This window comes from Thermobispora bispora DSM 43833, assembly GCF_000092645.1.
Lineage (GTDB): Bacteria > Actinomycetota > Actinomycetes > Streptosporangiales > Streptosporangiaceae > Thermobispora > Thermobispora bispora.
Window position 1 is genome coordinate 932,328 of record NC_014165.1, and the last position, 19,514, is coordinate 951,841.

General features: G+C 74.1%; 17 protein-coding genes. 9 read left to right on the plus strand and 8 right to left on the minus strand.

Annotation, left to right across the window (positions count from 1 at the left end):
- Positions 1 to 229 precede the first annotated feature (229 nt).
- Together TBIS_RS04095 and ald are read left to right on the plus strand one after the other, a co-directional pair.
- Positions 230 to 1,612 carry an aspartate aminotransferase family protein gene (locus TBIS_RS04095; protein ID WP_013131078.1) on the plus strand — a complete coding sequence of 461 codons (1,383 nt, stop codon included), beginning with the start codon at positions 230 to 232 and terminating at the stop codon, positions 1,610 to 1,612.
- 96 nt (positions 1,613 to 1,708) lie between these two features.
- Positions 1,709 to 2,824, plus strand: a complete 1,116-nt coding sequence (ald, locus tag TBIS_RS04100) for an alanine dehydrogenase (RefSeq protein WP_013131079.1) — start codon at positions 1,709 to 1,711, stop codon at positions 2,822 to 2,824.
- 198 nt (positions 2,825 to 3,022) lie between these two features.
- Here ald and TBIS_RS04105 read toward each other — a convergent pair whose 3' ends face one another.
- Both TBIS_RS04105 and TBIS_RS04110 read right to left on the minus strand, forming a co-directional pair.
- Positions 3,023 to 4,435 (minus strand): tetratricopeptide repeat protein, encoded by a 1,413-nt coding sequence (locus TBIS_RS04105; RefSeq protein ID WP_013131080.1) that lies wholly within the window; start codon positions 4,433 to 4,435, stop codon positions 3,023 to 3,025.
- Between the two features lie 179 nt (positions 4,436 to 4,614).
- On the minus strand, positions 4,615 to 5,517 hold the full coding sequence (locus TBIS_RS04110; RefSeq protein ID WP_013131081.1) for a MerR family transcriptional regulator: 903 nt from the start codon (positions 5,515 to 5,517) through the stop codon (positions 4,615 to 4,617).
- A gap of 132 nt (positions 5,518 to 5,649) precedes the next feature.
- On the opposite strand from TBIS_RS04110, the gene ggt reads away from it, so the two are divergent.
- Complete coding sequence (ggt, locus tag TBIS_RS04115; RefSeq protein ID WP_013131082.1) at positions 5,650 to 7,437, plus strand: gamma-glutamyltransferase; 1,788 nt, start codon at positions 5,650 to 5,652, stop codon at positions 7,435 to 7,437.
- Between the two features lie 106 nt (positions 7,438 to 7,543).
- Here ggt and TBIS_RS04120 read toward each other — a convergent pair whose 3' ends face one another.
- Positions 7,544 to 9,007 carry a flavin-containing monooxygenase gene (locus TBIS_RS04120; RefSeq protein WP_013131083.1) on the minus strand — a complete coding sequence of 488 codons (1,464 nt, stop codon included), beginning with the start codon at positions 9,005 to 9,007 and terminating at the stop codon, positions 7,544 to 7,546.
- A gap of 312 nt (positions 9,008 to 9,319) precedes the next feature.
- Positions 9,320 to 9,502, minus strand: a complete 183-nt coding sequence (locus TBIS_RS04125) for a hypothetical protein (RefSeq protein ID WP_013131084.1) — start codon at positions 9,500 to 9,502, stop codon at positions 9,320 to 9,322.
- Between the two features lie 115 nt (positions 9,503 to 9,617).
- Here TBIS_RS04125 and TBIS_RS04130 point away from each other — a divergent pair, with 115 nt between their 5' ends.
- Positions 9,618 to 10,415, plus strand: a complete 798-nt coding sequence (locus tag TBIS_RS04130) for an SURF1 family protein (RefSeq protein ID WP_013131085.1) — start codon at positions 9,618 to 9,620, stop codon at positions 10,413 to 10,415.
- A gap of 50 nt (positions 10,416 to 10,465) precedes the next feature.
- A complete protein-coding gene (locus TBIS_RS04135; protein ID WP_013131086.1) occupies positions 10,466 to 10,783 on the plus strand; it encodes a DUF3817 domain-containing protein in 318 nt (105 codons plus the stop codon).
- Between the two features lie 91 nt (positions 10,784 to 10,874).
- Here TBIS_RS04135 and TBIS_RS04140 read toward each other — a convergent pair whose 3' ends face one another.
- Together TBIS_RS04140 and TBIS_RS04145 are read right to left on the minus strand one after the other, a co-directional pair.
- Positions 10,875 to 11,069 (minus strand): hypothetical protein, encoded by a 195-nt coding sequence (locus TBIS_RS04140; RefSeq protein ID WP_013131087.1) that lies wholly within the window; start codon positions 11,067 to 11,069, stop codon positions 10,875 to 10,877.
- A gap of 347 nt (positions 11,070 to 11,416) precedes the next feature.
- Positions 11,417 to 12,001, minus strand: a complete 585-nt coding sequence (locus tag TBIS_RS04145) for a hemerythrin domain-containing protein (protein WP_013131088.1) — start codon at positions 11,999 to 12,001, stop codon at positions 11,417 to 11,419.
- Between the two features lie 288 nt (positions 12,002 to 12,289).
- On the opposite strand from TBIS_RS04145, the gene TBIS_RS04150 reads away from it, so the two are divergent.
- Together TBIS_RS04150 and TBIS_RS04155 are read left to right on the plus strand one after the other, a co-directional pair.
- A complete protein-coding gene (locus tag TBIS_RS04150) occupies positions 12,290 to 13,603 on the plus strand; it encodes a phosphoribosyltransferase family protein (RefSeq protein WP_013131089.1) in 1,314 nt (437 codons plus the stop codon).
- Between the two features lie 25 nt (positions 13,604 to 13,628).
- Positions 13,629 to 14,558 carry a ribose-phosphate diphosphokinase gene (locus TBIS_RS04155; RefSeq protein ID WP_013131090.1) on the plus strand — a complete coding sequence of 310 codons (930 nt, stop codon included), beginning with the start codon at positions 13,629 to 13,631 and terminating at the stop codon, positions 14,556 to 14,558.
- 110 nt (positions 14,559 to 14,668) lie between these two features.
- Here the strand turns inward: TBIS_RS04155 and TBIS_RS04160 are convergent, their stop codons facing one another.
- Together TBIS_RS04160 and TBIS_RS04165 are read right to left on the minus strand one after the other, a co-directional pair.
- Positions 14,669 to 15,130 (minus strand): archease, encoded by a 462-nt coding sequence (locus TBIS_RS04160; protein WP_013131091.1) that lies wholly within the window; start codon positions 15,128 to 15,130, stop codon positions 14,669 to 14,671.
- Positions 15,131 to 15,136: 6 nt separating this feature from the next.
- On the minus strand, positions 15,137 to 16,534 hold the full coding sequence (locus tag TBIS_RS04165; RefSeq protein ID WP_013131092.1) for an RtcB family protein: 1,398 nt from the start codon (positions 16,532 to 16,534) through the stop codon (positions 15,137 to 15,139).
- Between the two features lie 588 nt (positions 16,535 to 17,122).
- Between TBIS_RS04165 and TBIS_RS04170 the strand changes: the two genes are divergently transcribed.
- Positions 17,123 to 18,217, plus strand: coding sequence for a CapA family protein (locus TBIS_RS04170; RefSeq protein ID WP_013131093.1), 1,095 nt, complete (start codon positions 17,123 to 17,125; stop codon positions 18,215 to 18,217).
- 483 nt (positions 18,218 to 18,700) lie between these two features.
- Positions 18,701 to 19,510, plus strand: a complete 810-nt coding sequence (locus TBIS_RS04175; protein ID WP_013131094.1) for a ribosome hibernation promotion factor — start codon at positions 18,701 to 18,703, stop codon at positions 19,508 to 19,510.
- Positions 19,511 to 19,514 lie beyond the last annotated feature (4 nt).

The window sequence follows — 19,514 nt, forward strand, 5'->3', positions numbered from 1 at the left end:
ACGGGTCGAACGCCGTCGGCTGACGGCGCCCTCATTGGACCACACGAGCCGGCGGGACGTCCTCGCCGGCCCGCCGTCGGTGCTCCGAAGGAGTTCGCGGATTTCGTCGTCTTTACACGATGGCATCACGGATTTCAAACATCTTGCATGCCGAAGCCACGTAATCCCTTGGCAAAGGGTGCATAAGCCATGCATAGTGAAGAGACCCCGAGACGTGAGGAAGGTTGCGATGACGGAGCGGGACGTTCTCAAGGCCGCGCAAGACCATCTTTGGATGCACTTCACGCGTCACAGCTCATATGCGGACAGTGAAGTGCCCATGATCGTGCGCGGCGAGGGCGCCTACGTCTATGACATCCACGGCAAGCGCTACCTCGACGGGCTCGCCGGGCTGTTCGTCGTCCAGGTGGGACACGGCCGCGCCGAGCTCGCCGAGGCAGCCGCTGCACAGGCCAAGGAGCTCGCCTTCTTCCCGATCTGGTCGTATGCCCACCCCAAGGCGGCCGAGCTCGCCGAGCGCCTCGCCCAGCTCACCCCCGGTGACCTCAACCGCGTCTTCTTCACCTCCGGCGGTGGCGAGGCCGTGGAGTCGGCGTGGAAGCTCGCCAAGCAGTACTTCAAGCTCAAGGGCAAGCCGCTGAAGACCAAGGTCATCAGCCGGACCGTCGCCTACCACGGCACCACCCAGGGCGCCCTCGCGATCACCGGCGTCCCGGCGCTGCGGCAGACCTTCGAGCCGCTCGTCCCCGGCGCCACCAAGGTGCCGAACACGAACCAGTACCGCGCGGACCAGATCTCCGGCATCCCCGGGATGGACAAGGACCCGCAGGCGTTCGGCCGGTGGGCCGCCGACCAGGTCGCCCGGGCGATCGAGATGGAGGGGCCGGAGACCGTCGCCGCGGTCTTCGTCGAGCCGGTGCAGAACTCCGGCGGCTGCTTCCCGCCCCCGCCCGGCTACTTCCAGCGGCTGCGGGAGATCTGCGACGAGTACGACGTGCTCCTCGTCTCCGACGAGGTCATCTGCGCCTTCGGCCGGCTCGGCACCATGTTCGGCGGCCACAAGTTCGACTACGTCCCCGACATCATCACCTGTGCCAAGGGCCTGACGAGCGGTTACTCCCCGCTCGGCGCGATGATCGCCTCCGAGCGGCTCTTCGAGCCGTTCAAGGAGGGCACGAACATGTTCGCCCACGGCTACACCTTCGGCGGCCACCCGGTCTCCGCCGCCGTGGCCCTGGCCAACCTCGACATCTTCGAGCGGGAGAACCTGCTCGAGCACGTCCAGGCGAACGAGCAGGTCTTCCGGAGCACGCTCGAGCGGCTGCTCGACCTGCCGATCGTGGGCGACGTCCGGGGCAGCGGGTACTTCTACGGCATCGAGCTCGTCAAGGACAAGTCCACCAGGGAGACGTTCAACGCCGAAGAGTCCGAGCGGCTCCTCCGCGGCTTCCTCTCCAAGGCCCTCTTCGACGCCGGGCTGTACTGCCGCGCCGACGACCGCGGCGACCCGGTGATCCAGCTCGCCCCGCCGCTGATCTGCGGGCCCAAGGAGTTCGAGGAGATGGAGTCGATCATCCGGAGCGTGCTCGTCGAGGCCTGGTCGCGCATCTGAGCGCGGCGCATCCCGAGGGCGCATCACCGCAGTGCCCGGGTACGGCCCTCGCTGGACGGGCGGCGGCCGTACCCGGGCGCAGCGAAAGGACGACCTGTGAAGATCGGTATCCCCACAGAGCTGAAGAATCACGAGTACCGGGTGGCGGTCACCCCGGCGGGCGTGCACGAGCTGGTCAAGCACGGCCATGAGGTCGTGGTGCAGCGCGGCGCGGGCCGCGGCTCGCACATCCCCGACGAGGAGTACCTCAACGCCGGCGCCAAGCTCGTGGACGACGCGGACGCCGTCTGGGGCGACGCCGAGATGATCATCAAGGTGAAGGAGCCGATCCCGGAGGAGTACCACCGGCTCCGCGAGGGTCAGGTGCTCTTCACCTACCTCCACCTCGCCGCCTCCCGGTCCTGCACCGACGCGCTGCTCAACGCGAAGACCACCGCGATCGCGTACGAGACCGTCCAGGTCGGCGGGGCGCTCCCGCTGCTCGCGCCGATGTCGGAGATCGCGGGCCGGCTCGCCCCCCAGGTCGGCGCCTACCACCTCATGCGGTTCAACGGCGGCCGGGGCGTGCTGCCCGGCGGCGTGCCCGGGGTCGCCCCCGCCAAGGTCGTGGTGATCGGCGGCGGGGTCGCCGGGTGCAACGCGACGCAGATCGCCGTCGGCATGGGCGCCGAGGTGACGGTCCTCGACGTCAACCTGGAGCGCCTGCGCCAGATCGACGCCCTCTACCGGGGCCGGGTGCGCACGCTCTACTCGACCGCCTACGCGATCGAGCAGGCCGTGCTCGAGGCCGACCTGGTGATCGGCGCGGTGCTCATCCCGGGCGCGAAGGCCCCCAAGCTCGTCTCCGAGGACCTCGTCCGCCGGATGAAGCCGGGGTCGGTGCTGGTCGACATCGCGATCGACCAGGGCGGGTGCTTCGAGAACTCCCGCCCCACGACCCACGCCGAGCCGACGTTCCAGGTGCACGGCTCGGTCTTCTACTGCGTGGCGAACATGCCGGGGTCGGTGCCGAACACCTCCACCTACGCGCTGACCAACGCCACGCTGCCCTACGTGCTCAAGCTCGCCGACAAGGGCTGGAAGGCCGCCCTCCGCGAGGATCCGGGGCTCCGGCTCGGCCTCAACGCGCACGCCGGCCTGCTCACCAACGAGCCCGTCGCCGCCGCGCACGGCCTGCCGTACACCCCGATCGACGAGGTGCTCGCCGGCTAGCGGCCGGCGGTCGATGATCGCGGCCCCGGTCCCCGCCGGGGTGCCGCCGCCGATCGGGTCCGTCCCCCGGTGCGCGGGGCCGGTCCGGTCCCGGCGGCCCGGCCCGATCGCCCGCGGCATCCTCGGCCCCTCCTCCTGCCGCGGGCGGTCCGGGCCTCACCGGGGGTGACGGCGCGGCGGGCCGGAGCCCGGCCCGGGTCAGCGCAGGCCGAGGCGGCAGCGCAGCTCGCGGGCGGTCCCCACCGCGTGCTCCACCTCGGCCCGGGTCGGCCACGGGGCCGTCCCCGGGAGGAGCACCGTGGACCGCACCGAGCCCAGGTGCCCGATCGCCGCCGCGTGCAGCCCGCTCACCCCGGCCAGCCAGCCGATCGGGTCGGCGTCCGCCGGCACGTCCCTGGTGATCAGGTCCCAGGTGCCGAGGATCTCGATGAGCTGGTCGGCGTCGGCGGCCGGGTCGCCGCGGTGCGCCACGGCGGCGACTGCGAGCTCGGCCCGCGCGGTCAGCTCGGGCGCGACCGGCCGATCCCAGTACGGCGGGGGCGGGTCGGTGAGGCAGGGCTCCCCGTGCGGGCAGTACCCGGTGACGGAGAGCAGGGTGCGCAGCTCGATCGCCGCCCCCCGGTGGCCGCGCGAGGCGGCCTCCCGGAACCAGTGCTTGGCGCTCGCCAGGTCGTGATGCTCCGCTACCAGTAACAGCCCGAACCGGTAGGCGGCCTCCGGGTCCCCGGCCGTGGCGGCCCGGCCGAACCACAGGCCGGCCGCCTGCCGGTCGCCGAACTCGACGCAGACCAGGCCCGCCATCCGCTGGGCCGGCACGTGCCCGGCGCGGGCGGCCAGCTCGAAGAGCGAGCGGGCCTCGGCGAGATCGCCCCGGGCGAGGGCGCGCGCGCCGAGCCGGAACGCGGCGCCCGGGTGCTCGGCCCGGACGGCGAGCCGGAAGAACGTCTCGGCGCCCTGCTCGTCGCGGCGCGCCTGGTGGAGCAGGCCCAGGTGGTAGGCGGCCTCGGCGTGACCACCGCGGGAGGCCAGCTCCCACCAGTGCTGGGCCTCGGCCTCGTCCCCCGCCGTGTACCCGATGAACCCCAGGTAGTGGGCGGAGCGCAGATCGCCGGCGATCGCCGCCGCGCGATGCCACCGCCGGGCCCCGGTGTAGTCGCCCGTGTCCTCGCAGAGCAGGGCGAGCCGGTGCGCCGCCTCCCGGGAACCGTCCTCCGCCGCCCGCTCCAGCCAGAGCCGGGCGGCGGCCACGTCACCGCTCCGGTCGAGCAGGAGCATGGCGAGCCTGGTGGCGGCCTCGGCGTCCCCGTTGCCCGCCGCGAGCTCGTACCAGCCCATCGCCTCCTCGGCCGTGCCGTGCCGCTGATGCCAGACGCCGAGGTTGAACGCGCTGTCGACGTTCCCCAGCCGGGCGGCCCGCTCCCACCAGTGGCGGGCGCCCCACGTGTCCCCGCGCTCGGCGCAGAGCCGGCCGAGCCGGTGCGCGGCGGCCGGGTCACCCTCCTCCGCCGCGGTGATCAGCCGGGCCTCGGCGGCGTTCTCCGGCTCGGGTGAACGGGGGACGGGAATCCCCGGAGCGGCCGGAGCCGCCTTGGTAGCTCCCACGATCGTCATGCTAGACAGGGTGACACGTAATCGAGCGATCACGGAGGGTTATCACCAAGTCTGATGACTCTCATGACGAACGCTCGAAGTTGATGAAACCTCTGTGCATCCCCATCGCCCGGGTATAGCGGTGCCGTCCGGGGCGGCGCGGGAGCCGGGCACGGCGCGGCGGAGCGCGCCGGCCCTGGTCAGCGGGGTGCCCGGAGCGCGGCGATCAGCCACTCGTAGGCGGGCACGGCCGACGGGAAGGACGGCGCGCCGCTCAGCACGCCGAGCAGCCGCCAGTACCGCTCCACCCGGCGGTCGGTGAACGTCTCGATCCGGTCGGCGAGCCGGGCCCGGTCGTCCGGGCTGAGCCCGGGTCCGGTCAGCCGGTCGACGATCTCCCGCGCCCGCGCCGAGTCCGGGGCGACGCCCTCGGCGAGCGCGGCGCCGGCCTGCTCGAGCACGGCCTGCGGGTCGAGCCCCGGCCCGCCCTCCCCGCCGCCCGCGGCGCCGGCGAGCGCCATCTCGCGGACCCGCCGCCGGAAGCCGGGGTCGGCGACGAGCCGGGCGAGCTCCACCCAGGCGTCCACCTGCTCCGGCGCGGGGTCCTCGGGCAGGTCGGGCAGCCGGCGCATCGCCTGCGCGATCCGCGCGCCCGGCGCCTCGGGGTCGATGCCGGCGAACACCTCGCCGACGAAGTCGTCGATGATGCGCTGCCGTTCCTCCGCCGACAGCCGCGCGAGTTCGTGCATGAGCCTCAGCTCCTCGGTCGTGCCACCTCGTTCCGCGACCAGCCGCAGCACGGCCCGGCGGAGCCGCAGCACGCGGATCTCCGCGTCGAGGGCGGCGGCGTGCGCCCGGGCGACCTCGGCGATCGTGGCCTGCCGGGCGAGGATCCGCTGCACGGTGGCGAGGTCGATCCCCAGCTCGCGGAGGGTCCGCACCAGGCCGATGCGGGCCGGCGCCTCCGCGTCGTAGAGCCGGTAGCCCGCCGCGGTCCGTCCGGCCGGCGGGAGGATCCCCAGGTCGGACCAGAAGCGGATGGTCCGCACCGGCACTCCCGTCCGGCGGGCGAGCTCCCCGATGGTGAGCAGCCGGTCGTTCACGTCCTCACCCTGCACCTTCCAGTCGCTGGAGACTCAAGCCGGCCGCGCCGCGCGGCGGTACGCGGGGAGCATTCCACTTCTGACTCCGCTGAGTCATGCTTGTGAGATCAAGCGGTAGAGGGGAGGTCGTGGATGAGAGCCGCCGGTGCGATCGCCTCGCTGATCCTGGTCGCGGTGACCGGCCTCGTGGGCCCGCCCGCACAGGCCGCGGCGCCGCCGGGCAAGCCGCCGGTCAAGCGGCCGGTCGCCGAGGGGTACGGCGGGGCGGTCGCCACGGTGGACCTGGACGCGAGCCGGGCGGCGCTCGAGATCCTCAAGCGCGGCGGCAACGCCATGGACGCCGCGATCGCCGCCGCGGCGACGCTGGGGGTGACCGAGCCGTACTCGGCGGGGATCGCCGGCGGCGGCTTCCTCCTCTACTACGACGCCCGCACCCGGCAGGTGACCACGATCGACGGGCGGGAGACCGCGCCCCGGGCCATGACCTCCACCGCCCTGGAGGGCATCCCGTTCGACGAGGCGGTGACGAGCGGGCTCTCGGTCGGGGTGCCCGGCACGGTCGCGCTGTGGGACGCCGGGCTGCGCAAGCACGGCACGCTCCCGCTCCGGGAGGTGCTGCGCCCGGCGATCGTGACCGCGGAGCGCGGGTTCGTCGTCGACCAGACCTTCCACGACCAGACCCGGCAGAACGCCGACCGGTTCAAGGACTTCACCTCGACCGCCGCGCTCTTCCTGCCGGGCGGCGAGCCGCCCCGGGTGGGCTCGATCTTCCGCAACCCCGACCTCGCGCGGACCTACTGGGAGCTCGCCCGGCGCGGTCCCGGCTGGCTGTACGGCGGCGAGCTGGGCCGGGAGATCGTCGCCACGGTGAAGCGGCCCCCGGTCGCCCCGGGGGCGACCCGCGTGGTCCGGCCGGGGCTGATGGAGCTCTCCGACCTGCGGAGCTACCGGGCGATCGAGCGCCCGCCCACGAAGGTGACGTACCGGGGCTTCGAGGTGTACGGCATGGCGCCGCCCTCGTCCGGCGGGGCCGCGGTGGGGGAGGCGCTCAGCATCCTCGAGGCGCTGCCCCGCGTGGGCCTGCACGAGTACCTGGAGGCCTCCCGCCTCGCGTTCGCCGACCGCAACGCCTACGTCGGCGACCCCGCGTACGTGCGGGTCCCGCTGGACGGGCTGCTCTCCGACGTCTACGCCAAGGAGCGGGCCTGCCTGATCGGCCCGGTGGCGATGCCGCACCCGGCCGCGCCGGGGTCGCCGGAGGGCCCGCACGCCGGGTGCCCGTCCCCGGCCCGGTCGCCGGCCGCGGGCGGGAAGGGCGAGCGGCCCGAGGGGCCGGAGACCACCCACCTGGTGGTCGCCGACCGGTGGGGGAACGTGGCGGCCTACACGCTCACCATCGAGCAGACCGGCGGCTCCGGCATCGTGGTGCCCGGGCGGGGGATCCTGCTCAACAACGAGCTGACCGACTTCACCTTCGGCCCCGCGCCGGGCGACCCCAACCTGCCCGGGCCGGGGAAGCGGCCGCGCTCGTCGATGGCGCCCACGATCGTGCTCAAGAACGGCAGGCCGGTGCTCGCGGTGGGCTCGCCCGGTGGGGCGACGATCATCACGACCGTGCTGCAGATCCTGGTGAACCGGATCGACTTCGGGATGCCGCTGCCCGAGGCGATCGCGGCTCCGCGGGCCTCGCAGCGCAACCTCGCTGCCACCCAGGCGGAGCCGGAGTTCATCGAGCGGTACGGCGCGGAGCTGAGCGCGCTCGGCCACGAGTTCACCGTGTTCCCCGGCCCGCCCGCCGGAGAGATCGGCGCGGCGACCGGCCTGGAGTTCCTCGGCGGCGGACGGGTTCAGGCGGTGGCCGAGCCGTCCCGGCGCGGAGGCGGCAGCGCGCTCGTCGTCACCCCCGCGCCGCGCCGGTGAGCCCGCACCCCCGCCGGGGGTCATCCGGCCCGCGCGCCGCGCAGGTGAGTGATGCGGTCCCGTGCTGCGCCCGTGAGCGATCCGATCCGCGCGCCGCGCCGGGGAGTCATGCGCGCGCCGCGCCGATCAGCTCGAAGGCCTCGGGCCGCATCCGCCGGGTCCACGCCCAGTACTCGAAGGTGAAACCCGGCCAGATCGTCGGGTTGTTGCCGTTCGCGTCCAGGTACCAGCTCCGGCAGCCGCCCTGGTTCCACACCCGCCGGGAGAGCCGGCGCTGCAGCCGCTCGGTGAAGCGCCGCTCCACCTCGGGCCGGACGTCGAGCGCCTTCGCCTTGGTGCGGGAGAGCAGGCGCAGGCAGTCCATGATGTACCGGACCTGGCACTCGATCATGAAGACGACCGAGGTGTGGCCGAGCCCGGTGTTCGGGCCGAGCAGGAAGAAGAGGTTGGGGAAGCCGGCGGTGGTGATCCCCAGGTAGGCGTGCATGCCGTCCCGCCAGGCGTCCTGGATCTTCAGGCCGTTCCGGCCGATGAGCGTGAAGTCGCTCAGCGCGTCGGTGACCTTGAACCCGGTGCCGTAGATGATCACGTCGACCTCGTGCTCCCGGCCGGTCGCGTCCACGATGGAGCGCTCGCGGATCTCCGTGATCCCGTCGGTGATCAGCTCGACGTTCTCCCGGGTGAGCGCGGGATAGTAGTCGTTGGAGAGCACGATCCGCTTGCAGCCGATGGTGTAGCCCGGGGTGAGCTTGGCGCGCAGCTCCGGGTCGGGGACCTGCCGGGCCAGGTGCCGCGCGGCGATCCGCTCCTGGGTCTTCATCAGCCGGGGGTGGATCGCGAAGCCCGCGCCCCGGGCCTCGAGGAACCAGTAGATCACGTAGCGGAGCGCGCGGGCCGCGCCCGGGAGGCGGAGGTACTTCCTGATCTCGTCGAGCCGGATGTCCGGCCGCGGCTGGACCCACGGGGCCGTCCGCTGGAACACGTACAGCCGCCCCACCCGGGGCGCGATCTCGGGCACGAACTGCGCCGCCGAGGCGCCGGTGCCGATGACCGCGACCCGCTTGCCGGTGAGGTCGCAGGAGTGGTCCCAGCGGGCCGAGTGGAAGGCCGGCCCGGTGAAGCGCTCCCTGCCCGGGATCTCGGGGTAGGAGGGGATGTGGAGCGGGCCCATGCCGAGCACCACGGCGTGGGTGGTGAACCGCTCGCCGCCGGCGGTGGTCACGTGCCAGAGCGCCCGGTCGTCCGCGTACTCCAGCGCGGTGACCTCCGTGCCGAACCGGATGTGCGGGGCCAGGCCGTACTTGCGCACGCAGTGGCGCATGTAGTCCCAGATCTCCTGCTGGGGCGCGAAGAGGCGGGACCACTCGGTGTTGAGCTCGAAGGAGAACGAGTACAGCGGGGAGGGCACGTCGCACGCGCACCCCGGGTAGGTGTTGTCCCGCCAGGTCCCCCCGATGTCGTCCGCCTTCTCCAGGATGACGAAGTCGTGGTAGCCCGCCTCCTTGAGCTTGATCGCCATGCATAAACCGCCGAAGCCGGCGCCGATGATCGTGATGCCGGGGTTCCGCACGCGCCCCTCCCTTGCGGACAGGGAGTTATTGGATCTCCTGTCGAACAAGTTAACCGCCGGGTAGGGGGCCGGTCCAGCCTCAGGTCACGGCGCCGCCGGAACGCGCACGGCCGTGCGGCGCGTGCGGTGCCGGATGGGAACGGTGCAAAACAAGGGAGACGTGGAACGGGCACGGCGCGCGGTACGGGCGCGCCGGCGCGGCGGAGAGGCGGGAGGGTGGCGGGGTGACGGCGGCCAGCGGCCGTTGGCCCGCGCGGCGGGCGGCATGAATGCCGCCGACGGGCGCGGACGTCGGCGGCAGGCCGAGGTATGTCAACCCGCCAGGAGGAAGACGACGATGGCGAGGACCACCACGAGCGCCGCGCCCACGGCGATCCACATCGTCCGGCGAGACTGCCGCTCCTCCGCCTCGGCGGCCGCCTCCGCCTCACGACGCTGGGCGAAGGCACGGAACGCCTGAGTGCTCCCTGCGGGGTCGAACTGCGGGTCGGACATGCGGCCCACTTTATCGGTCCGGAACCGGAAGGATGAAGTGAAGTGCCAGATTTCATGACAACCGCCCGCCCCGGGCGGGGCCGGGACCGGTCACCGGTGCGGATAGCGTAGAAGCATGCTCCGGACCCTCTTCGCTCCCCGGCTCATCCTGCTCCACCTGCTGGTGATCGGGGTGCTGGTGGCGTTCATGTTCCTCGGGCAGTGGCAGCTCGGCGTGTTCCAGGCGTCGGGCGCCAAGCCGGCCGACGACCCCGCGCCCGTGCCGGTCACCCAGCTCAGCCAGGTCGGCCGGTACATCACCAAGGAGCAGGTGAACCGCCAGGTCACGGCGACGGGGGAGTACGTGGCCGGCGACCAGCTCCTCGTCGCCGACCGCGTCGCCGACGTCACCGCGCCGGGCGGCCGGGCGGCGAAGGGGAAGGGGTACTGGCTGCTCACCCCGCTCCGGCTCGAGGACGGCACGCTCGTCCCCGTCGTGCGCGGCTGGGTGCCCACCCCCACCGACCCCGCGGTGGCGGTCCCCGGCGGGACGGTCACCGTGACCGGGCGGCTGCGCGCCTCGGAGGAGACCGGCGACGTGGTCCCGTCCGGCCCGCTTCCCGAAGGCCAGGTGGCCCTCGTGTCCACCGCCGAGCTGATCAACCTGTGGACGGACGCCCCGCTGCGCAGCGGCTTCATCGTCGCGGCCTCCCAGGACCCGCCGCTGGCGGCCAAGCCCGTCGCCGCCCCCCGCCCGATGGAGGATGTGGGGTTCTCCTGGCGGAATCTCGCCTACGCCGTGCAATGGTGGATCTTCGCGGGCTTCGCCGTCTTCATGTGGTACCACTTCGTCCGCGAGGCCGTCCGTTCCGATCAGCGGAGACGGCAGGCCGCCGTGGGCCGGGAGCCCGCGGCGACCGAGCCGACCGGCTGACGGCCCGCCGGGCATCCTGACCGACCCTCTCAGCGAAGGTATTGATCGACGTGGACTCCGCGCTCAAGTTCTACCGGGTGATGGCGTATCTGACCGGCGTGATGCTCCTCATCCTCTGCGCCGGCATGGTCGTCAAGTACGGGTTCGGCAACGGCATCGTGGTATCGATCGTCGGCCCGATCCACGGGTTCCTCTACATGGTGTACCTCGCGGCCGCGTTCAACCTCGGCGTGCTCAAGGCCCGCTGGCCGATGGGGTACCTGCTCTTCGTGCTGCTCGCCGGCACGATCCCGTTCGTCTCCTTCATCGCGGAGCGGAACGTCACCCAGCGCATGCGCCAAGGGCTCGCCGGGACCGAGGCGGCCTGACCCGGCGCGCGAGCCCGGCCCGCCGCGCACCCGGGGCCGGGCCGCCCCCGGCCACGGCGCGCGGGCCGTACCGGCCGAGGGCGGCCCCAGGTCAGCGGCCGAGCTGCCGGCGCCGGATCCTGCGGAGCCGGGCGCGCTGCGACTCGTCGAGCATGAAGTACCCGGCGACCGGCGCCCCGAGCAGGCCGAGCACGATCAGCCAGGTCAGGATCGACGGCAGCGGCAGCAGGATCGCGATCACCGAGGCGATCGCGGCACCCACGTAGTACTTGCCGAGTGGCGACATTGTCCGGCCTTTCTTCGGAATCCCGCGGCATGGGGCCGTGGCGACGCGTCCGCGCGACCCCGGCCTGGTCCTGTCGTCCTGGCAACGTCCCGTGCCGGGCCGGAGTTCCGGGGGTGACGTGAACCAGGCGACGCCGCCGGATCCCTCGCCCGCGCGGTACGGCCGGCGGGCGACCGGATAGCCGGATGAAAGGAGGCGAGCGGCACACCGCCCTGCGGGGACGGCGGGCGCCGGGACCGGCCGCGGCGGCGTCCACCCGCGGGAGGCCGCCGTGTCACCCGTGGGCGAGCGGAGACCTCTGTCTCACCGTGGGGCACCCCGGGCACCCCCGTGGGGAAGCCTCTCCCTCAAACCGTGGGGAAGCCTCTCCGATCCCCTGCCGCCCCGAGCCCTTCCGCGGGCGGCGTCCCCGGCGCGGGCTCGGCGGCGAGGGCGGCCATGGTCTCGGCCGCCTGGACGCTCACCGCCATCGTCCGCCGGTCCTCCTCGCTCATCGCGGCCCGCAACAGGGAGAACTCGTACCGTTCCTCCGCCGCGAAGTGGGCGAACAGGGCCGTCCGGAACCGCTCGAACCCCGCGGCGAACTCCGGAGACCCCGGGTCCAGCCCGCCGAGCCCGTGGAGCAGCCGCACCGCCTCGTCCTCTTCTTTCAGGCGTTCCGCGACGATCGACGCGCCGCCGGCGAGCCGGTGCCGCGCGTACGCGTGCACGATCTCCCGCTCCGCCGCCTCGTGTATGGAGATCTCCTTCGTCAGCCGGGCGAGCGCGTTCCTCCGCTCCGCCCCGCGGTACCGCTCGACCTCGTCCACCAGCTCCCGGATCCGGGTGTGCTGCCGCATGAGGAGGTCGATGATGTCGGTCTCCGGCATCGTGCCCGGCCGTGACAGCGGATCGGCCCGCTCGTCCGCCCAGCCCGCGTCGTCCCAGTTCATACCTGCGGGCTACCCCCACCCAGGCGGCGAAACCCGGCCCGGCGCGCGGCCCGCCGCGGCCGCCCGGCCGGCGGGGAGAAACCGGCGGGAGAAATCCGCCTCACCGTCGCCCGCTCGGCGCTCCGCCCGGCTCGGTGCGATCTGCGGCCGACCGGCGGCGGGCAAGCGGCGCAGTGTGATCGACATCGCGGCCCGGTGATGCGGTGCCCCCGCCCCCGCTGGGTAGGGATCCCAGCAGATGCGCGTGGCCACGCTGGCGCGACGCGAGCCGGAGGGAGGCGAGCCGCGATGTTTCTAGATCGCCGTGACGCCGGGAGACGTCTCGCCGAGCGCATGCGCCAGGTGATCCGCCCGGAGAACGCGCTGGTGCTCGGGCTGCCCAGGGGCGGGGTGCCGGTGGCGTTCGAGGTGGCCAAGGCCCTGAACGTCCCCCTCGATGTGATCGTGGTGCGCAAGCTCGGCGTGCCGTTCCAGCCGGAGCTGGGCTTCGGCGCCGTCGGGGAGGGCGGGCTGGTCGTCATCAACGAGGACGTGGTCCGGATGGCGAACCTCACCCCGCGGGAGATGGCCGCGGTCGAGGAGCGCGAGCGCGCCGAGGTTGAGCGCCGGGCCCGGCGGTTCCGCGGGGAGCGCGCCCCGGAGGGGCTGACCGGCCGCACCGTGATCGTGGTCGACGACGGGGTCGCGACCGGGGGGACAGCGCGCGCGGCGTGCCAGGTCGCGCGGGCGCGCGGCGCCGAGCGCGTGATCTTCGCCGCGCCGGTCGGCGCCCCCGAGTCGATCCAGAGCCTGCGCCGGGACGCCGACGAGGTGGTCTGCCTGGAGACCCCGGCGCAGCTGCACGCGATCGGCGCCTGGTACGCCGACTTCACCCAGACCACGGACGAGCAGGTCGTGGAGCTGCTCCGGGAGGCCGCCTCCTTCGGCCGCCCGGGCGAGCGGGCCGGTGCGGGCGACCCGTCGTACGCCGAGGACGTGTGGGTGGACGCCGGGCGGGTCCGGCTGCCCGGCCGGCTCGTCGTCCCGGAGAACGCGAAGGGCGCCGTGGTGTTCGTGCACGGCAGCGGCAGCAGCCGGCACAGCCCGCGGAACCGGTACGTCGCCGATGTGCTCAACCGCGCCGGTCTCGCGACGCTCCTGTTCGACCTGCTCACCCCGGAGGAGGAGTTCGACCGGGGGAACGTGTTCGACATCGGGCTGCTGGCCGACCGGCTCGTCCACGTGACCGGGTGGCTGCGGCAGAGCCGGGCGGCCGGGCTCCCGGTCGGATACTTCGGCGCGAGCACCGGGGCGGCGGCCGCGCTGTGGGCCGCGGCCGAGGCGCCGAACGAGGTCGTCGCCGTGGTCTCCCGCGGCGGGCGGCCCGACCTCGCCGGGCCACGCCTCCCGGCCGTGCAGGCGCCGACCCTGCTCATCGTGGGCAGCCGCGACGAGGCGGTGCTCGAGCTCAACCGGGAGGCCATGCGGCACCTGCGCTGTGAGAAGACGCTCGAGATCGTCCCCGGTGCGACCCACCTGTTCCAGGAGCCGGGGGCGCTCGAGACCGTCGCCGCGGTCGCGCGCGACTGGTTCCTCGATCACTTCACCCGCCTCCCCGTCTGAGGCGGCGGGTCCGAGCGGAGGCGCGATGCAGGTGCGGATCGTGGCCGGCACGGCGAACCGGGCGCTCGCCGCCGCCGTGGCCGCCTCCTTGGAGAAGGTGCCGGTGGTCCCGGAGGTGGAGCGGTTCCCGGACGGCGAGCTGCGGCCGGCCGTGACCGGGCTGCGCGGCGCGGACGTGTACGTGATCCAGCCCACCGGTCCACCGGTCGGCGACAACCTGATGGAGCTCCTGCTGCTCTGCGACGCCTGCCGCCGCAGCGGCGCCGCGCGGATCACCGCGCTCGTGCCGTACTTCGGGTACGCGCGGCAGGACCGGCGCACGCGGCCCGGTGAGCCGGTCGGGGTCAGGGTCGTGGCGGACGCGCTCGTGTCGGCGGGCGCGGAGCGCATCGTCGTGGTCGATCCGCACACGGTCGAGTTCGAGGCGGTGTGCGGGGTCCCGGTGGAGACGCTCACCGCGATCCCGCTGCTCGCCGACGCGCTGCGGCCGGCACCGGACTCGGTGGTGGTCGCGCCCGACCTCGGCGCGGTGCCGATCGCGGAGCGGTACGCCAAGCTCCTCTCCCGGCCGGTCGCCGTGGTGCGCAAGACCCGGCTGAGCGGGGCGAGCGTGCTCGCCGGTGAGGTCGTGGGGGACGTGGCCGGCCGCCCGGTGATCGTCGTCGATGACATGATCAGCACCGGGGGGACGATCGAGGCCGCGGTGGAGGCGGTGGTCGCCCAGGGCGCGGCCCGGGAGATCGTCGTCACCGCCACCCACGGCCTGTTCACCGGCGAGGCGGTGGACCGGCTCGCCCGCCTGGGGCTCCGGCAGCTCGTCGTCACCGACACCCTCGCGCAGCGGGACACGCCGCGGCTCCCGCTCGAGGTCTGTTCGGTGGCCCCGTTGCTCGCCGAGGCCGTGCGCCGCCTGCACCGGGACGAGCACCGCGACGACCTGCTGATCCGCGCCTGAACCCCGTGACGACCCGGCCGGCCGATCGCCGGCCGGCGGCCGCGGGGGTCTGCCGGGCGGCGTTGCCCGGACCGCGGAGCGGGCCGCCTGCGGCACGAGCCGTGGGCGCCTCACACGTCGACGGTGACCTCGCAGGTCCAGGTGCCATCCGGCCCTTGCTCGAAGCGGAGGTTCTCGAGGGCGATCCCCTTGGGGGACGCCCCGGTCTGCGTGACCGCGCCGAGCTCGGTGTGCCAGAGCCGCAGGGAGATCCCGTTCTCCTCCTCCCGGGCCTCCGCGCGGAAGGGGACCCGGGCGGTCGTGTCGAGCTGGAAGATCACCTCGTCGAGCGCGGCGAGGAGCTGGTCCTCGGGAGGCCCCGGCTCGAGGTGGAGCGTCTCGGCACCCCGGCACGGGGGGTCGCCGCCGAGATCGGTGAAGCTCTCCGCCACGCCGAGAACGGCCTCGGCGATGCACTCGGCCCGGGTCGGCGCCCACGCGGCCACGCGCATGTCCGCGGTGTGCGGGAGGGTGCGGTGCCCGCGCCGGGCGGCCGGGCCGCCGATCGTCTCAGGGGACCGCGGATCGGTCATCCCGGCTCACCCCTTCACCACGCCGAGCGGGACGAGCCGGGCCACGGCCCGGCACAGCCCGGCGCCCGTGCTCGCCGCGATCACCGCGTCGATGTCCTTGTACGCGGTCGGGGCCTCCTCGCTCAGCCCGCGCAGCGACGAGCCGCGGACCGCGATGCCCTGCGCCTCCAGCCGGTCGCGCAGCTCCCGGCCGGAGACCATGCGGGCCGCCTGATGCCGGCTCTGGGTGCGGCCCGCCCCGTGACAGGTGGAGTGGAAGGCCTTGCCGTCGGGCACGCCGGCGAGCACGTACGAGGCGGTCCCCATGGTGCCGGGGATGAGCACGGGCTGGCCGAACGGGGCGAGGTCCGGCGGCAGGTCGGGGTGGTGCGGCGGGAGCGCCCGGGTGGCGCCCTTCCGGTGCACGCACAGCAGCCTGCCGTCGTGCCGCTCCAGCTTGGCCAGGTTGTGGGAGACGTCGTAGACCAGGTCCAGGCGCGCGCCGGTGACCTTCTGGAACGCCCGCCGGGTGGCCTCGGCGAGGAGCTGCCGGTTCGCCCGGCTGTAGTTCGCGGCCGCGGCCATGGCGCCGAGGTAGGCGCGGCCCTCCGGCGACTCCACCGGGGCGCAGGCGAGCTGCCGGTCGGGGACGCTGATGCCGTACCGGCGCATCGCCTTGTCCATCACGCGGACGTGGTCCGTGCAGATCTGGTGTCCCAGGCCGCGGGACCCGCAGTGGATCATCACGCACACCTGGCCGAGCCGCAGGCCGAAGGCGGCGGCCACCTTCTCGTCGTAGACCTGCTCGACCGCCTGCACCTCGAGGAAGTGGTTGCCCGAGCCGAGGCTGCCGACCTGGCCGAGACCGCGCTTGATCGCGCGGTCGCCCACCTGGTCCGGGTCGGCGTCGGCCACCGCCCCCTGGTCCTCGCAGCGCTCCAGGTCGCGGGCGACGCCGTGCCCCTGCTCGACGGCGTAGCGGGCGCCCTTGCGGAGCAGCTCATCGAGCTGGGCGCGGCCGGACAGCTTCCACACGCCGCCGGGGCCGGCCCCGCGCGGGATGGTGGCGTCCAGGATGTCCATCAGCCGGGTCAGCCGGGGGGCGAGCTCCTCGCGCTGCAGGTCGGCGGCGAGCAGCCGGACCCCGCACGAGATGTCGAACCCCACCCCGCCGGGGGAGACCACCCCGCCGGCGCGGACGTCCGTGGCGGCCACCCCGCCGATCGGGAAGCCGTACCCCCAGTGCAGGTCGGGCATGCCGTACGACGCCTCGACGATCCCCGGGAGGGTGGCGACGTTGACGACCTGCTGCAGGGCCTGGTCCTCGGCGATGAGGTCACGGGAGGCGAACACGACGCCGGGGACCCGCATCGGCGGGCGCCGTTCGATCCGGAACCGGAACGGTGCCTCCTGAACGAGTTCCATCACCATACCGCCTTCGCCATGACCATGCCTAACCCGGTGATCGACATTATCGGCGCGCGCCGGCGCGGGCCCGTCCGCCGCGCCGCCGCGGGCGATCCCCGGGCGGCGCCCATCGGGGTGGTTCTACCCGCGGGGCCGCTGCCCGGGTCTCGGATCGGGCCGTTCTCCCGGCCGCGCGGGGCCGTGCCCGAGGCCGCGGACCGGGCGGTTTCGGGCCGGTACCGAATCCGCGGCCCGCGGGGGACGAAAGTCCCGGACGGGGAGGACCGGAGACCCTGTCCCCTAGGCGGTGGGTGCGGGAGTGTGGAGTCACGGCATCCGCCGGCGCGGAGACCGGACGAGTCCAGGGGAGCCCGCTCCCCGGGATGACGGTCCGGTCGGCGGGCGGAGCGGGAGACGTGGCCTGCGGGCCGAAGACCCGCCGTCGCCAAGACGGTCGATCCGTCCCGCCGGGCGGACCCGTCCGGTCGGCGGATGTCCTTCCTATGGCAGGTCCACGGCAGGCGAGGGCCTACGCGGCGGGCCCTCGCCGCGCCGTCCTGTCCCGGAGCCTTCGCAGCACGGGAGCGCGGTTGCCGGGAGCCGGTCATGGAGACCGTGACGCTCGCGCTCTGCGGCGACGTCATGCTCGGCCGTGGCGTCGACCAGATCCTGCCCTGCCCGGGAGACCCGGAGCTGTGGGAGCCGTGGGTCCGGGACGCCCGGGACTACGTCGAGCTCGCCGAGGCGGTGAACGGCCCGGTCCCCCGTCCGGCCGGCCCCGCATGGCCGTGGGGGGACGCCCTGGGCTTCCTCGCCGAGGCCGGCGTCCGGGTGGTGAACCTGGAGACGAGCATCACCCGGGACGGACGCCCGGCCCCGGGCAAGAGCGTCCACTACCGGATGAACCCCGGCAACCTTCCCGCGCTCACCGTGGCGCGGCCCGACGTCTGCGCGCTCGCCAACAACCATGTGCTCGACTTCGGGCCGGACGGCCTCCGCGACACGCTCGGCGCCCTCGCCGGTGCGGGGGTGCGGTACGCGGGCGCGGGGCGGGACGCGGAGGAGGCACGGCGACCGGCGATCGTCCCGGCCGGTGACGGGACCCGCGTGGTGGTGCTCTCCGTCGGAATGTCCTCCAGCGGCATCCCCCCGTCCTGGGCGGCGGGCCCGGGCCGCCCCGGGGTCGGCCTGGTGCCGGAGCCGTCCGGGGCCGTGGCCGCGGAGATCATCGAGCGGGTGCGGCGGGCCGTGCGGCCGGGTGACCTCGTGGTCGTCTCGATCCACTGGGGCTCCAACTGGGGGTATGACGTGCCGCCGGAGTGGGCCGGGTTCGCCCGCGCGCTCATCGACGGCGGCGTGGACATCGTGCACGGCCACTCCTCGCACCACCCGCGGCCGATCGAGATCCACCGCGACCGGCTGATCCTGTACGGGTGCGGCGACCTCGTCAACGACTACGAGGGCATCGGCGGCCACGAGGAGTACCGGGACGACCTGCGGCTGCTCTACCTCGCCTCGATCGACCGGGGCTCCGGCGCGCTCGCCGGGCTCCGGCTCGTCCCGCTGCGGGCCCGGCGGCTGCGGCTGGAACTCGCCTCACCCGGCGACGCGGAGTGGCTGCGCGCGCTCCTCGGCCGCATCTGCCCGGGCCTGCGGTTCCGCCACGCCCCCGATGGCACCCTCGCCGCGTCCCGGGCGTGACGCCCGGCGGTGCCGCGGAGGTCTTTTCCCGCGCACTCGGCGAGCCCGGGCATGCCCGGCCCCGGCGGCCCGGGGGAGGCCGCTCGCCGCACCGCCCGGCCCGCGCCCCGATCCCGAACGTCGCGCGCGCCAGGGGAGAGGCTTCGCATCCCCGGCGATCCGGCCGGCAGGCTCCTGAGCCTCGCCGCGCCGGGAGGTATGTCCGCCCTGGCGGGGACAGCCCCGCCTCAGGGCCCTGACTCGCCGCGCCGGGAGGTACGGCCCGGCCTGACGTCCCGGAAGGTTCGGACCGAAAGACCCTGGGCTGCCCGGCCCGGAACCGGGAAGAGTTTGAGAGCGGGCGGCGCGCGGGCGCGCGATCGTGCGCCCACCGGCCCGCGCCGGAGGACAGCCGGCGCGTGGGCGCGCCACGGCCTCGCACCCCGCCCCAGGCGGGTGAGCGCGGGGCGGCCCGTCGCCAGTGCTGAGCGGAGGTGATCCTGAGTGAGCCGTCGCCACCACACCCCCGTCGCGCTCGATGCCGAAGACGTGCAGGTGGTCACGCGCGGAGAGGTGCCCCGGGCAGCCGTGGACGAGGCCAAGGAGGCGATCGCCGCGGTCACCCTCGCCGCACATGAGCCGGTGCTGTACGCGCGGGTGAAGCTGAGCAAGCTGCCCGACCCCGCGGTGGATCGCCCGTACGTGGCCCAGGCCAACGTCGACGTGAACGGGCGGCTGCTCCGGGCCCAGGCGGTGGCCGAGTCCATGCACGAGGCGATCGACGAGCTCCAGGACCGGCTCCGGGTCCGGCTCCGCCGTACCTCCCGGGACTGGGAGTCGCTGCGCGGCCGCGTGCCGAGGGACGTGGACGAGGAGTGGCGGCGGTCCAGCCCGCCCCGCAAGCCCTTGCCGTACTTCCCCCGCCCGGCCGAGGAACGGCAGATCGTCCGGCGCAAGACCTACGAGCTCGCCGTCGCCACCCCGGACGAGGCCGCCTTCGACATGGAGCAGCTCGACTACGACTTCCACCTCTTCACCGAGGCGGACACCGGTGAGGACAGCGTGATCTACCGCGCCGACGGCGGTTACCGGCTCGCCCAGGTCCACCCACGGCCGGACCGGCTCGGGCCGGTGGCGATCCCGCTCACGGTCGACCCCGACCCGGCGCCGGTGCTCACCGTACGGCAGGCGATCGACCGGCTCGAGCTGAGCGGGGAGCCGTTCGTGTTCTTCGCCGACGCCGAGACCGGCCGGGGATGCCTCCTCTACCACCGGTACGACGGCCACTACGGGCTGATCACGCCGAGCGCGTGACCGC